Genomic DNA, 13,560 nt, shown 5'->3' on the forward strand with positions numbered 1-13,560 from the left:
GGCGATTGCTTGTGGAGTATCGGCCATTTCACGCGGGATATCGGCCATAACTTGTGAACTATCGGACACTTCACGTGGGATAACGGACACAACCTGTGAACTATCGGACACTTCGCTGAATTTATCGGCATCCAGGCACAATTTGCCGATGTCCGGCCACAAAAAACCCCTCATACCGGACAATCGGCACAAGGGGTGATGCAGCCAGCCTGTCAATCCAGGCCGGCCATATTGAAATACGTCTGCTGGGCACCGTTGAACTGTTTCGTCGCCGCATTGAAGCGGTCGATGGCATCCGTCATCTTGCCAGTCGCTCCGTTGATCGTCTCCACTTGCTCATCGATCGTCTTCAGATCGAATTTTCCCTGCTCCAGCTGATCGAAAAATGCAGTCTCGGTGTCCAGCTGCTGTTTGTAAGCAGTGAAGTAGGCATCCATCGCTTTCTTCCGTCCGTCTTCCAGCGTCAGCAGTTTTTCGGCTTCCGCCTTCTGTTCGTCGTCTTTGATGCTGCCGATACTGCTTTCGATGGACATGATCTTTTCATGGACAGCCTGGAAATCTTTGATCGCCGCGTCCAGCTGCTGCTTCTCCGCCGACACTTCGTGGGAGCCTGCAAGCCGTTGGATGGCATCCGTATCTGCACTCTTCATCGCCAGCACTTTTTCGTAGATGGCTTCCACCTGGTCCCGCTCGGCGGCAAGTTCTTTCTGATCAGTGCTGACCTGCTGTTCCAGCTGCACCGCGTCATCCAGCGTTGCGCGGATCGTCTCCGCCTTCTTCTGATCCGTCTGGCATCCGGCCAGCACAGCGAGGACACCGGCCAGCAGCAGGAGTCCTGCGATTCGTTTCATGATGGTACCCTCCGATCTACTTGATGGCGTAACAGCGGCCTTCACATTGGAACGTGACAGGCGGTGTATCGTTCGTGATCACTTTGGTCTTATAGCCCTCCTTCTTGATGTAGGCAAGAAGCGCGGGCAGATGCTGGATGGTCGCAGGCTTGTCATGCAGCAGGATGACCGGCGCGACACCCGCAGCCGTCATGCTGCGGATGCCATCGATCGTATGCTGAACGAAGCGCTGGTCCTTCAGTTCCCAGTCCCTGCTGTCGACATGCCAGTCCCATACATGGAAATCCTCCTTATCCAGCTCATCGCGCATCTCCTCCGTCAGATAGGGAATGCTCCCGTACGGCAGGCGGACGATATTGGTCGTGACACCGGTCACTTGCTTCACGATGTCCCGGTCATCTGCCATCTCTTTCGCCGGCGTTTCCGGACCGCTGTAGATCTTGCCGGCCTGGTGGGTGATGCCGTGCAGGGCAAGTCCATGGCCCGATTTCTCCATGCGCTTCAGTGAATCGGGGTACTCCTTGATGTTCGGCCCGAGCATGAAGAACGTCGCTTTCATCTGATACTGATCCAGCAGGTCGAGCAGCTGGTTCACATGGCTGGACGGTCCGTCGTCGAACGTCAGATAGATCGCCCGCTCTTTCGCATCCGCTGCGTTCTGTTTTGCGACAGCTTCCTTGCGTGCCGCCTCTTTGTCCCGGCGGTGTTTTTCCACAACCGACTGGCGGAATGCCGATCCCTTGAACTCCGCAAGCGGTGCCGCTGAAACCGTCAGTGTCCCGAGCGCCGCCGTCCGGGCATCCTGCTCATTCCCCTCTTTCTGATAGGGCAGCAGCAGACCGACTGCCAGCAGCAGTACCACAGCCGCCAATAAAATCGATAACACCCTGCCCTTCCGGTTCAATCGCTTCTTCATGTGCTTCACTCCCTGCATCGCAGAGGAGTCCCGTCCCCTGCTCACAATTCAACTTCAATTTTTTCATTTTACCATGAACAGCCAAAAAACGACACCGCAAGACTGGCAGATTGATAGTTTTTTTGTCCCGGTCGATATGACGTTACGAAACTATCTAGCCGATTGACCGGACGGACTACCCGCACCTTCGGACTCAGTCCGGCTTACCAGTCCATAAGACAGGACCATCCCGGCACAATTCAAACGAAAAAATCCTCCTGCCCTGTGAGGGGAGGAGGATCTGGGTGCAACTCTGACTCATGCCGGTTTGCCGCGGAACTTGTTTTTCACAAGTCCGACCAGCGGCGGAACGACGGACAGTGCGATGATGAACAGCAGGACTGCCGAGAAATTATCTTTCACGACCGGGATATTGCCGAACAGGAAGCCGAGCGACGTACAGAGCCCTACCCAGAGGACGGCGCCCGCGACGTTGTACATCAGGAAATGACGGTAGTCCATGCGGCTTGCGCCCGCGACGAACGGAGCGAATGTCCGGATGAACGGCATGAAGCGGGCGATGACGATCGTCTTGCCGCCGTGTTTATTGAAAAACCGTTCGGCGGCTTCCAATTTGTCCTGGCTGATGAGCCTCCCGAACCAGCGGGTGGCCGACAGACCTTTCCCAGCCGACTTCCCGATCTGGTAATTGACGCTGTCCCCGATAATCGCGGCCGCAAGGAATCCGATGACGAGCAGCCAGATATTGAATGCGCCTGCCGCTGCCAGCGCAGCACTCGCAAACAGCAGCGAATCGCCGGGCAGGAACGGGAACACGACAAGCCCTGTTTCGACGAAGATGATCAAAAATAATATGGCGTACGACCAGCCCCCGAACATCTGGATGATGTCGATCAGATGCTGGTCGATGTGAAGAATGAAACTGATCAGTCCCTCAATGAGATGCATAATGGCGCTCCTCTGTCTCCATTTTGTTTCCGGGGCCGGCAAGTCCAGATGTACGGCCGCCTCCTCGGTTTCGATAAAGTTCAGTATACACGGAACGGATGTAAAACACTCTTATTTTTGTGCGTCATCAGTAGATAATTGGAAAACCGGCATGGACCTTGCGTCCACGCCGCTTTTTCTGTCGCGTATGATTCTCTGCAAGGGCATATCGGACATTCGGCGCGAGATATCGGACACTTCGCCGGACTTATCGGACATTTGGCGCAAAGTATCGGACATTTGGCGCAAAGTATCGGACATTCCACCGAATTTATCGGCATCCAGACACAACTCTCCGGCTTTTGGTTTGCCAACATCATATTGTTGAACTATTCCAACTGTACTGTAAAATAGGGACAGAGAGAAAACTAGACGAAGAGAGGACGTATGCAATGATTTCGTTTCCAAAACCGCAGGTCGAGCAGTTTTTCAGGACTTATGCGCTTACAAATTTCGCTGTTTCAAAAGACGAATCCCGCTTGGTGTTCAATGCAAATCTCAATGGGAAGATGAACCTTTGGGCTTTGGATCTTCCCGGTTCATTCCCCTATCAGTTCGCTCACAAAGATGAGTCATGCAACTTCATTAAAATTGACCCGGAAAACCGCTTTGTGCTGGCCGGCTTTGATAATGATGGTGATGAGAATTATCAGATCTATGCACTGCCTGCCGCTGGCGGTCTGCCGGAGGGATTGATCACTGGTAATCCCGATGAGAAATATTTCTTCAGCCATTTGAGTGAGGATGGAAACCGGGTGTACTACATGACGTCCGAAGGCAATCCGAACTTCCTGAATACGCGGGTCCGCGACTTGGATGATGACAGCGATTCGCTGATCCATGAAGGGGGAACTGCACCAACCTACCTGGCAGCCGTGTCGGACGAGGAAAAAGCATTCGTTTTCACGCAGTCGTTTGCCAACACGTATGTGACAGCTTTCGTGAAAACCGAGGACGGCATCCGATATGTGACACCCGATAAAGACAAGGTGCACGTTGTTTTCAATCCGGTATTCACCGACGAAAAGACGGTTCATTTCATCACGAACTTCGACAGCGACGATCACTACTTGGCGAAGTATGATCTGGAGCGCGATGAGTTCAGCAAAGTTCTCACAGTGAAAAAAGAGAGCATAACATCGATCCAGTGGAACAAGGAGCGCCAAGTGTTTTACATGCTGACAGAAAGAGGAGTGACCGATGCGCTGTATTCCTACTCACCTGCAGACGACAGCCTGACACCATTGCAGCTGCCGGTCGATACGGTGGATCAAATCCATACTGCAAAATCCGGTAATCTATATGTACTCGGCAGAAGCGCAGCCGTCCCGCCGAATATCTTCTCTTCAGAAGAAGGAAGTTCCTGGAAATCGTTGACCGAAAACCGGGTGCTCGGCGTAACGGAAGATGACATGGTGGAGCCCGATGTGGTGCACTATACGTCATTCGATGGCATGGAGATCGAGGCCCTGCTGTTCCGGGCAAAGCCGGAGAACGACAATGGCCATACAATCTTCTGGCCGCACGGCGGACCGCAGGCGGCCGAACGCAAGAATTTCCGCGCCATGTTCCAGTCGTTCCTGAACCGCGGCTATTCCGTATTCGCACCGAATTTCCGCGGCAGCACAGGCTACGGTTCGGAATTCGTCAAACTCGTCGAACAGGATTGGGGGCACGGCCCGCGGCTCGATTGTGTGGCCGGAGTGGAATGGCTTGTTGCGAACAAAATCACGGAACCCGAGAAACTGTTCCTCGTCGGCGGCAGTTACGGCGGCTATATGGCGCTCCTGCTGCACGGCCGTCATCCGGAGCTGTTCCGTGCTGTCATCGATATCTTCGGCCCATCGGATCTCTTCACATTCGTCGAATCCGTGCCGCCGCATTGGAAGCCGATCATGGAACGCTGGCTCGGCGATCCCGAGCGCGACAAAGAGCGGTTCATCAAGGACTCCCCTGTGACGTACCTGGATGGCATGACCAAGCCGATGCTCGTCATCCAAGGGGCGAAGGATCCGCGGGTCGTCAAGAAAGAGTCCGATCAGATCGTCCAGAAGCTCCGCGACAAGGGTCGTGAAGTCGAGTATCTGGTGCTGGACGACGAAGGACACGGTTTCTCGAAGAAAGAGAATGAAATCAAAGTCATCCAGACAATGCTCGAGTTTCTGGAAGCCCACCAGGCTTGACCGACGATGGCACCGCCCCCTGACTAAAGTGCAGTCACGGGGCTTTTCTCTGTTCAGATGCAGCGGGGGTATCGGACAAATGATGGCCGGTATCGGACATTTCACGTAGAGTATCGGACATTTGGCGCGAAGTATCGGACATTCCACCGAATTTATCGGCATCCAGACACAATTCAAGGGCCTGAATGGTGCTCACTTCGTTCGTTTTCTGTAGCGATCCCCTCGGACGCGACAGTTTGTTACGTCCATGACGGCTCGCTGGCGCGATATATGGGACAAGCCATAGAGGCTGGGGCATATCGGACAAATTATAGCCGGTATCGGACATTTGATGCAGCGTATCGGCCATTTCGCCGGGCTTATCGGACACTTCGCGGAATTTATCGGCATCCACACACAATTCGAGGGCCTGAATGCTGTTCCTCATGATGACCATCACTACATACATTCGCTGTGCACAATGCACCTTTATAGCACCTGACGCAGCCTGCATGGTTCATCCCATCAGAAAAGCACACAGAGGTTATGTGTGCTTCGCGAGTTCCATGTGCAATTGCATTGAATATGTTCTGCCGCGTTTATTTCCGACAGCCGTCAGTTCCATAGCACGCAGGAGACGGAGTGCTGTTCTGGGACAGTCAATTCCCAGCAGCGCACGGCATGCCGCATTGGTCAGCGGCTTACCCGTCAGCCAGAACCAATCTCGGATGGCCTGCTCGTGGGCAGTCATCGAGCGGCACTTGCACGCCGGGCAATACCATCCTTTGCCGCGTTTCCACATACCGAGCCGGTCGCAGTCAGGACAGGCAACCCCTCCTTTGATCACTTCGGTTGGGACATCGAACCTCTCACAGATCGGTTTGTGATTGAAACCCTGATGGCTTTCCAAGATCCGTTGGCCGAGCAGCGCCAATTCATCTGTCGTCAGACCGCCGGAGCCAGTCATCAGCTCCCCGACATATCCCGGCACCAGTTTTGGAAACAAAGTAGGAATTTCAGTATTCGGCAGAGTGATACGCTGCTTGGCATATGCCATGACAACACAGCCATAAACAGGCAGATGGACTCCGCGGGCGCGCAGCCAGCCCTCGAACAGCTTGCATGTGGTGTGCACCTGTGCGAGCGGACTCAGGAAACCGCTGAGGGTCCCGTCGTCCGCTGTCCGGATCAGCTGTGGCGGGTTCTCTGTCACCACCAGATCCCCCGCCATATTCTTCACTTCACAAATCAAGGCGAATTGCTCGGTCAGCAAGAGGGTATCCATTTGGAACAGGGTGTGGGAAACAAGGGAGAGATCATGGAACTCAAGGATTTCGTGGGGAAACTTGTAGGTGTTCAGCACGCGGTCCAGTTCAAGTTCACCGCCGTAACCTGCTTTGGCGGCAGACAGCCGGCTTTGCAGATTGGGGGAGACGGGGTGAGACCGGGGAATTCGTCTGACAGCAGCCTCCAGCCCTTCGATCAGGACGGGTGCTGTCCGCTCTTTCATCAGTATGGGTGTCACTTCCTTTCATGTTCCTTATTATCATATCACGCTTTTCAGATATCACAATTCACTCAGCATGTTCCTGTGAGTTCACTTGCATGAGGGGCCGCCTATCCGCCAGATCAAGGCTGTTATCGGACACTTGGCGCGAGATATCGGACAGTTCACCGGACTTATCGGACACTTGGCGCAAAGTATCGGACACTTCGCCGAATTTATCGGCATCCGGACACAATTCAAGCACCCGCATACTCTTTCCGCACCACAAAAAAGGACACCGCCCCTGTTCGGCTGTGCCCTTGTGCGAATATCCTGATTCACGCGTCTTCCAGTTCCTTCATCCGGCGCAGCACCCCGGCGATGAGGCCGCTGCCCGCATATCGGGCGAGCGCCCCCGTTCCGAACCGCTCTTCCCGCACCATCTGCGTGAGCATCGCCTTCAGCAGCGGCCGATCCGCACCCGAAATCGCCGCTTCCATGTCCGCCGGCGAGGTGATGCCGGCGCCCGCCAGTGTATCCGGGTATGCCGTGTCCGTCCATTCCGCAGCATAATAAGCATCCAGGAAATCATTCATGTCCTGTTCATATTCCACGTAGAACACGCCGGCTTCTTTGATCAGGCGGCGCGGCTCCTGCCCGGCCGTCTGTTCGAAATAAGGCAGATGAGCATACAGCTTCGACAAGTCTTTCATACGATCCCCTCAAATGTCGCCATTGCGGTTTCGATCTCCTGCTGGGTGGCGAACACTGTATTTTGGGAGCTTTCCGTCAGGCGGCTCACTTTCTCCACATCTGTCGAAATGAGATCGACATTGCCATTCACCTTCGTGATCGCCTTCTCCACATTGCCCGCCAGTTTGCGGACTTCCGTGGCAACGACCTGGAAACCGCGGCCATGCTCACCGGCACGGGCCGCTTCGATGGCGGCATTGAGCGCGAGTATATTGGTCTGGACTGAGATGCTGCGGATCGAGTTGGAAATCTGCCGGATTGATTCGGCCTGATTCTTCAGGGAGCCGATCGCTTTCCGGTTCTCCAGCGCGGTCTCTGTAATGGTGGCACTCAGCCCTTCCGACAGGGCTTTCAGCTGGGAGACGATGCCGATTGTCTGGTTCTCACGTTCAGTGATGTCCGTTGCAATCTTGAGCACTGCATCCACTTCCCCTGCATCGTTCTTGACAGGAATATATGTCGCCTCCAAGGATACGAGCCTGCCCGTCTTGCTGACACGGCAGATTTTCTCCTGGAACTTCCGGCCTTCCCGCAACAATTTCCACAGGGCCGTGTATTCCCTGCTGCTCCGGAATTGTTCCGTGCAGAACTGCCTGTGGTGCATTGCCGTGATTTCGGACACCGTATAGCCGAGTGTCCCTGCGAACTGTTCGTTCCCCCAGAGCACCTTGCCGTCCCGATCGAATTCGATCATTGCCAAATTCGACTCCAGCGCCGCGAGCACCCGTTTCTCATCCAACACCTGGCCGCTGTTTCCAGTGTCATTCATCCTCTGATCACTCATGTCCGCCCACTCCTCACATAAGAAAGTTCTTTCATTAGTTCATGGTCGATTCGAGACCGGTTCCGTTATCCATAGCCACTTTCTGCAACTTGACGCAAATCAGTTTACAGGGAAATTAGTGCTTGTTATTGTAACATGAATATCTGAATATAAATACCCATTACCCGCGATGAATTCACTGATTTTCTCCGGACTGAGTATAGGATTGAAAGATGGGGCCATGAACCAGCCTTCCTGGTGTCTCGGTTTTAGGTACAGATCCATCCTCCTGGTACAAGCACAAAAAACCCATGACAGCGTTATGTCATGGGTTCTCATCTCATATGGACGGTTGTGTGTGTACGTTACACCGGCATACAGCGGCTGCCAGTCCCATCATGCTGCCGCTCCGCTTTATGGCGGTACATTTCCTGATCCGCCGTCCTGAACAGTCTCCCCATGTTCCCTATCGAATGCTCCGTGAAAGCGCAGCCGTAGGACAGATGGAGTTCTTCGCCTGCATGTACCGCATTGTACCGGGCAAGTTCGTCAGACAGGATTTCCATGAAGCCGTCCATGATGCGGTGTGTGTCAGCCCCGCGGACGAGGATTGTGAACTCATCCCCGCCGATCCGTGCCACGGTCGTCTGCTCCGCTGCGAATCTCTTCAGGAACCGCGCGCCTCTCTGCAGCAGGACATCCCCCGCGTCGTGGCCGTTCCGGTCGTTCACGGTTTTCAGCTTGTCGACATCCAGCACGATCAGTCCAGCCTGATCGGCAACCTCCTGATCCAGCAATTCCATGACACTGTCAAAATAGGTCCGGTTGTGCAGGCCGGTCAGCGCATCATGGGTCGCCTGGTACTCCAGCTGCTGCTGATAGTCCATGCGGCCATCGATATTCCGCGTCACGCCCTGCAGTGCAATGAGCCGGCCATCTTGATACAGGGGTGTCATCCGCTCTTCGAACCAATGGTACACCCCATCGCGGTCCCGCCACCTCTGGATGAGTGGCTCACTGTAGTCGACCTGCCCGCTCACTTTGTCATCCATCTTAGGACGGTCTTCCGGATGCACCAGGCTGAACGGGACGGAAGGGTCCTGCATGGCGGCAGCCGCTGTGCCTTCACCGAGCCACACGTCGATCGCGGGGCTCAGGTAGATGAATTTCGGCTCCGGATCTATCAGGAAGTAGTAGATCACGTCCTGCGAATTATCCAGCATGTCCAGCAGTTCACGGCCCGGCAAGGAACCGGTTCCGGAAAATCCATCCGATGCCGCAGGCTTCCTGGCAGACCGCTCTGTAAATATGGCAAGTAAATTCTTCAGCAAAGTGATGATCCCCAACAAATGCCCCTCCTGTCAGCCTCTTGTCATGGCTATCTTACTTAATAGCCTCCTGACACTTTTCCAAACGTTCCAGATATGCCTGGTATTCTATATAGTACCGGATCGTCCGGGGGTACAGATCGAGCCCCCGCTTATATTCCTTGTCGATCTCCCGCAGCATATGATCCGTGATATCGGACTGCCCCTGGTAGATCCCTTTGCGCTGTAGGTTATGAAGACGGTTCGCATACTGTTCGGCGGATACGTCCGACAGTCTGCGGGCACCCGGCTGCAGCTCATGCCGGTTTTTCAGATAGTCGATGAATTCCATTGTTCCTGTTCCTCTCAGATCCCCTCACTGCTCCTGCAATGATATGTAGTCAGTAAGGCAGATACTAGAAATCAAACCATTTCTGAGAGTATACCATTATTCTTCATATAGGTAAATAGTATATAGTCTTTTTTAACTACCAGTTTGAGAGTTATTACCTTGTAAACTATATTCTCGACATGCAATTCATCTGTCCAATAAGCTGTTGTCCTCTGAGCAGCAGATTTCCAAGATGCTCACCAGTAAGCATGCACCCCCTGAATGACCGCTGAGCAGTATCGGACACATACCGCTGGATATCGGACACTTGCCGCGGCGTATCGGACATATCGGGCAAAGTATCGGACATTTCGCTGAATTTATCGGCATCCAGGCACAATTCACCACCCAGGACGTCCGCTCCGCAGCTTTTCCCGGCACGCGAAAAATCCTCCAACCCGGCATCCGGTCAGAGGATCCTGCAACCTGCTTCACACCATTCAGTCTTCCATCCGTTTCTCGATGAACGCTTTCAGCACATGGATCCCTTTCACGCAATCGTTCAGATCCGTCCATTCGGCAGGGTTGTGGCTGACGCCGTTCCTGCTCCTGACGAACAGCATGGCGGCCGGCACTTTCCGGCCGATCACCATGGCGTCGTGCCCGGCGCCGCTGACGAGGTCCATCGGCGTCATGCCGAGATCCTCGATCGCAGCGTTCATGTCCGCCAGCAGGTCTTCCTGCACGAGCAGCGGGTCGACCGACAGCATCTGCCGGGTCGCAACATCCACATCATGCATAGTGGCGGACACTTGCGCAGCCCCGATGATCGCTTCCACCAGCTGCGTCCGCTTGTCCTCATGGATGTCCCGCACATCCACCGTCAGTTCCACTTTCTGCGGGATGACGTTGATGCCGTTCGGGCTGACGGTCAGCCTGCCGACCGTCGCGACAGCCGTCTCGCTGAATTTGCGCGGCAGCGACGAGACAGCGTGCACAAAATGGCTTGCCGCCACGAGCGGATCGCGCCGGTCGTCCATCGGCGTATTGCCCGCATGGCCCGCAGTCCCTTCAAACGTCACGTCGATCCAGACGGGACCCGCGATCCCTTTCACCGCTCCGACCGCGAATCCTGCGCGCTCCAGCTTCTTTCCCTGCTCGATATGCAGCTCGACGAACAGGCCGGCCTCGCGCCAGTCCCGCGCCGCCGAGCAGACATCAGCCACCGACGTCCCGTACGCATCCATCACTTCGGCGAATGTCCGCCCGTCCATATCCCGGACACTGCCCATCCGCTCACCGGTCAGTTCCCCGGCCATCGCGTGGCTGCCCGTCAGTCCGGAGCCGAACCGCGAGCCTTCCTCGTCGGAGAAGACGATCACTTCGTATGGTCTTTCCGGCTGATGACCCGTTTCCCGCCACGCTTCCGCCACTTCGAGAGCCGCGATGACACCGAGCGGTCCGTCGAAATTCCCGCCGTTCGGCACGCTGTCCACATGTGAGCCGGACAGCACGGCAGGACCGACAGCCGATCCTTCGAGCCTGCCAATCACATTGCCGGCACCATCCTCCCTCACCTGCAGTCCGGCTTCCTCCATCCAGGACGCCACCAGCAGTTTCGCATGCTTCTCTTCCGGCGAAAATCCCGGCCGGTCCACACCGCCATCCGCCGTCCGGCCGATCTCCGACAGCATGCTCAGCCGCTCGGCGACCCGCTGCCCGTCGATACCCCCGCGGGACAGCGATTCATTATAGCCCGCTGTCAATCTCGAAAATAATGTATTGGATAAAAGCATCAGTCCCACTCCTCCCGGACACCCGCGGGCATCCTCGTACTCATTACCTTGCATATTCGCCACCAATGCCTAAACACCTGCCCGCATGTACTGCCGGACAGGTATTTTCATTTTTCTTTTATTCTATAAACCCGTCACTCACCACGTGATATCGGCCGTAACTTGTGAACTCTCGGACATTTTGCGTGAAGTATCGGACATTCACCTTGCCATATCGGACATATGGCGAAGCATATCGGACATTTCACCGAATTTATCGGCATCTGCACACAATTCAATGCGCCCAAACTAATTATTTCCGAACCCGAAAAGTCCGGGTTATGGATTTTCTGTCAAACTATCTTTATACTTAGAATATACTTTCAAAAGGGAGCGATTCGATTGGCACAGACGAAAGAACTCAATCCGAAGTGGGACTTGGACCAGATATTCAAAGGGGGCAGTACGTCCGGGGAACTGCAGCAGACGGTGGAACGGCTGAAAGAGGAGATCGGTGAGATCAGCGGGAAGCTGGATCACTTCGAGCCGGCTGAAGCGACAGCGGAATCTCTCGGTGCCATCATGGACAGCATTTTCCCTGTCCAGAAGCAGCTCCGTGACGTGTCCGCCTATATCAGCTGCCTGAGCGCACAGGACGTCCACGATGAAAACGCTGCCGTCTGGGTCGCGAAACGCGGCGAGCTCGGCGCACAGATGGCCGCCGTCGGCACGAAACTCGATCAGAAGCTGAAAGGTATCGATGACGGGAAATGGGATGAACTGATGCAGTCGGATGAGCTACGCGACATCGCCTTCCCGCTGACGGAAGCGCGCCGCCGTGCGAAGGAATTGCTGCCGCTCGATCAGGAAGTGCTCATCAACGACCTGTCCGTCGACGGCTATCACGCATGGAACCAGATGTACGAAACGATTGTCGGCAGCATGTCCGTGCCGATCGAGGAGGACGGCGAAACGAAACAGTATTCCATCGGTCAGGCATCCAACAAGATGTCAACGCCGGACGCCGCGGAACGGAAGGATTTATTCGATAAAATCCAGGAAGAATGGCAGAAGAACGCCCCCCTCTTCGGCCAGACGCTGAACCACCTCGGCGGCTTCCGCCTGCAGGTGTACAAGCACCGCGGCTGGGACGACATCCTGCACGAGCCGCTCGAGAAGAACCGGATGAAGCGCGAGACGCTGGACGCGATGTGGGGCGCGATCGAGCGCAGCAAACCGGTATTTGTGGAGTTCCTCGATCGGAAAGCGCAGCTGCTCGGCCTCGACAAGCTGCGCATCTATGATATCGGCGCGCCGATCGGCAAGAGTGCGACGACGTATTCCTACACGGAAGGGGCGGACCGCATCATCGGTCAGTTCCGCAAGTTCAGCCCGAAGATGGCCGACTTCGCGGAGAAAGCGTTCGAGAACCGCTGGATCGAGGCGGAAGACCGTGCCGGCAAACGTCCGGGCGGCTTCTGCACGAGCTTCCCGAACAAGGAGCAGACCCGCATCTTCATGACGTACTCGGGGTCCGCCTCGAACCTGGCGACGCTCGCCCACGAACTCGGACACGGCTTCCATCAGCACGTCATGAATGAACTGCACATCAAGAACCAGGGCTACGCCATGAACGTCGCGGAAACGGCGTCCACGTTTGCCGAAATGATCCTGGCGGATGCCGCCGTCAAGCAGGCAGCGACGAAAGAGGAGAAAATTGCCCTGCTCGAAGACAAAGTCCGCCGCGGCGTGACGTTCTTCATGAATATCCATTCAAGGTTCCTGTTCGAGCTGAAATTCTATGAAGCACGCCGCGACGGCATGGTGCCCGTCGACCAGCTCAACCGGCTCATGGTCGAGGCGCAGAAGGAAGCGTATAACGACGCACTCAGCGAATACGACCCGATGTTCTGGGCGTCCAAACTGCACTTCCACATCACCGGCACGCCGTTCTACAACTTCCCGTACACGTTCGGCTACCTGTTCAGTCTCGGCATCTACGCCCATGCGCTCGAGCAGGGCAGCAGCTTCGAGGACGACTACATCGCATTGCTGCAGGACACCGGCCGCATGACCGTCGAGGACCTCGCCGACAAGCACCTCGGCGTCGACCTGACGAAACCGGAGTTCTGGGAGAACGCCATCCGGCTCTGCGCGGATGACGTGCAGGAATTCCTGGAACTGACAAAGGACTAAAGGAAAACACCCGGCGCCCCTTCTGATCATCAG

Annotated in this window: 13 protein-coding genes; 2 read left to right on the plus strand and 11 right to left on the minus strand. The window is 55.4% G+C overall.

From position 1 onward, the window contains the following. Nucleotides 1–212: 212 nt before the first annotated feature. The 3 genes from QWT68_RS09575 to QWT68_RS09585 form a co-directional block, all read right to left on the minus strand. The gene (locus tag QWT68_RS09575; RefSeq protein ID WP_290148104.1) at nucleotides 213–851 is read right to left on the minus strand and encodes a YkyA family protein; all 639 of its coding nucleotides are present in this window, start codon (nucleotides 849–851) and stop codon (nucleotides 213–215) included. A 16-nt stretch (nucleotides 852–867) separates the two neighbouring features. Beyond that, the gene (locus tag QWT68_RS09580; protein ID WP_290148105.1) at nucleotides 868–1,767 is read right to left on the minus strand and encodes a polysaccharide deacetylase family protein; all 900 of its coding nucleotides are present in this window, start codon (nucleotides 1,765–1,767) and stop codon (nucleotides 868–870) included. A gap of 297 nt (nucleotides 1,768–2,064) precedes the next feature. Beyond that, nucleotides 2,065–2,715: a VTT domain-containing protein gene (locus QWT68_RS09585; RefSeq protein ID WP_290148106.1), complete on the minus strand. Its 651-nt coding sequence runs from the start codon at nucleotides 2,713–2,715 to the stop codon at nucleotides 2,065–2,067. Between the two features lie 431 nt (nucleotides 2,716–3,146). Between QWT68_RS09585 and QWT68_RS09590 the strand changes: the two genes are divergently transcribed. Next, nucleotides 3,147–4,937, plus strand: coding sequence for an alpha/beta fold hydrolase (locus tag QWT68_RS09590; protein WP_290148107.1), 1,791 nt, complete (start codon nucleotides 3,147–3,149; stop codon nucleotides 4,935–4,937). Between the two features lie 34 nt (nucleotides 4,938–4,971). Here the strand turns inward: QWT68_RS09590 and QWT68_RS09595 are convergent, their stop codons facing one another. From QWT68_RS09595 to QWT68_RS09630, 8 genes are all read right to left on the minus strand, one after another. Further along, entirely contained in the window at nucleotides 4,972–5,364 is a 393-nt protein-coding gene (locus QWT68_RS09595; protein ID WP_290148108.1) for a hypothetical protein, read from the minus strand. Between the two features lie 96 nt (nucleotides 5,365–5,460). Beyond that, complete coding sequence (locus QWT68_RS09600) at nucleotides 5,461–6,441, minus strand: nuclease-related domain-containing protein (protein WP_290148109.1); 981 nt, start codon at nucleotides 6,439–6,441, stop codon at nucleotides 5,461–5,463. A 49-nt stretch (nucleotides 6,442–6,490) separates the two neighbouring features. After that, nucleotides 6,491–6,667, minus strand: coding sequence for a hypothetical protein (locus QWT68_RS09605; RefSeq protein ID WP_290148110.1), 177 nt, complete (start codon nucleotides 6,665–6,667; stop codon nucleotides 6,491–6,493). Nucleotides 6,668–6,740: 73 nt separating this feature from the next. Further along, on the minus strand, nucleotides 6,741–7,115 hold the full coding sequence (locus tag QWT68_RS09610) for a DUF6508 domain-containing protein (RefSeq protein WP_290148111.1): 375 nt from the start codon (nucleotides 7,113–7,115) through the stop codon (nucleotides 6,741–6,743). Then, entirely contained in the window at nucleotides 7,112–7,939 is an 828-nt protein-coding gene (locus tag QWT68_RS09615; protein WP_290148112.1) for a methyl-accepting chemotaxis protein, read from the minus strand. The genes QWT68_RS09610 and QWT68_RS09615 overlap by 4 nt, the downstream gene beginning before the upstream one ends. Nucleotides 7,940–8,283: 344 nt before the next feature. Continuing rightward, nucleotides 8,284–9,264, minus strand: a complete 981-nt coding sequence (locus QWT68_RS09620; RefSeq protein ID WP_290148113.1) for a sensor domain-containing diguanylate cyclase — start codon at nucleotides 9,262–9,264, stop codon at nucleotides 8,284–8,286. Between the two features lie 37 nt (nucleotides 9,265–9,301). Next, nucleotides 9,302–9,577, minus strand: a complete 276-nt coding sequence (locus tag QWT68_RS09625; RefSeq protein WP_290148114.1) for a hypothetical protein — start codon at nucleotides 9,575–9,577, stop codon at nucleotides 9,302–9,304. 479 nt (nucleotides 9,578–10,056) lie between these two features. Continuing rightward, nucleotides 10,057–11,352 (minus strand): Zn-dependent hydrolase, encoded by a 1,296-nt coding sequence (locus QWT68_RS09630; RefSeq protein ID WP_290148115.1) that lies wholly within the window; start codon nucleotides 11,350–11,352, stop codon nucleotides 10,057–10,059. Between the two features lie 381 nt (nucleotides 11,353–11,733). Here QWT68_RS09630 and QWT68_RS09635 point away from each other — a divergent pair, with 381 nt between their 5' ends. After that, the gene (locus QWT68_RS09635; protein ID WP_290148116.1) at nucleotides 11,734–13,527 is read left to right on the plus strand and encodes a M3 family oligoendopeptidase; all 1,794 of its coding nucleotides are present in this window, start codon (nucleotides 11,734–11,736) and stop codon (nucleotides 13,525–13,527) included. The last annotated feature ends 33 nt before the right edge of the window (nucleotides 13,528–13,560 follow it).

The sequence above is a fragment of the Sporosarcina trichiuri genome (assembly GCF_030406775.1).
GTDB lineage: Bacteria > Bacillota > Bacilli > Bacillales_A > Planococcaceae > Sporosarcina > Sporosarcina trichiuri.

Coding starts and splice junctions, on each gene's coding strand:
- QWT68_RS09615 (WP_290148112.1), bottom strand. CDS start 7,939: ATGAGTGATCAGAGGATGAATGACACTGGAAACAGCGGCCAGGTGTTG.
- QWT68_RS09625 (WP_290148114.1), bottom strand. CDS start 9,577: ATGGAATTCATCGACTATCTGAAAAACCGGCATGAGCTGCAGCCGGGT.
- QWT68_RS09580 (WP_290148105.1), bottom strand. CDS start 1,767: ATGAAGAAGCGATTGAACCGGAAGGGCAGGGTGTTATCGATTTTATTG.
- QWT68_RS09575 (WP_290148104.1), bottom strand. CDS start 851: ATGAAACGAATCGCAGGACTCCTGCTGCTGGCCGGTGTCCTCGCTGTG.
- QWT68_RS09610 (WP_290148111.1), bottom strand. CDS start 7,115: ATGAAAGACTTGTCGAAGCTGTATGCTCATCTGCCTTATTTCGAACAG.
- QWT68_RS09595 (WP_290148108.1), bottom strand. CDS start 5,364: ATGAGGAACAGCATTCAGGCCCTCGAATTGTGTGTGGATGCCGATAAA.
- QWT68_RS09630 (WP_290148115.1), bottom strand. CDS start 11,352: ATGCTTTTATCCAATACATTATTTTCGAGATTGACAGCGGGCTATAAT.
- QWT68_RS09590 (WP_290148107.1), top strand. CDS start 3,147: ATGATTTCGTTTCCAAAACCGCAGGTCGAGCAGTTTTTCAGGACTTAT.
- QWT68_RS09585 (WP_290148106.1), bottom strand. CDS start 2,715: ATGCATCTCATTGAGGGACTGATCAGTTTCATTCTTCACATCGACCAG.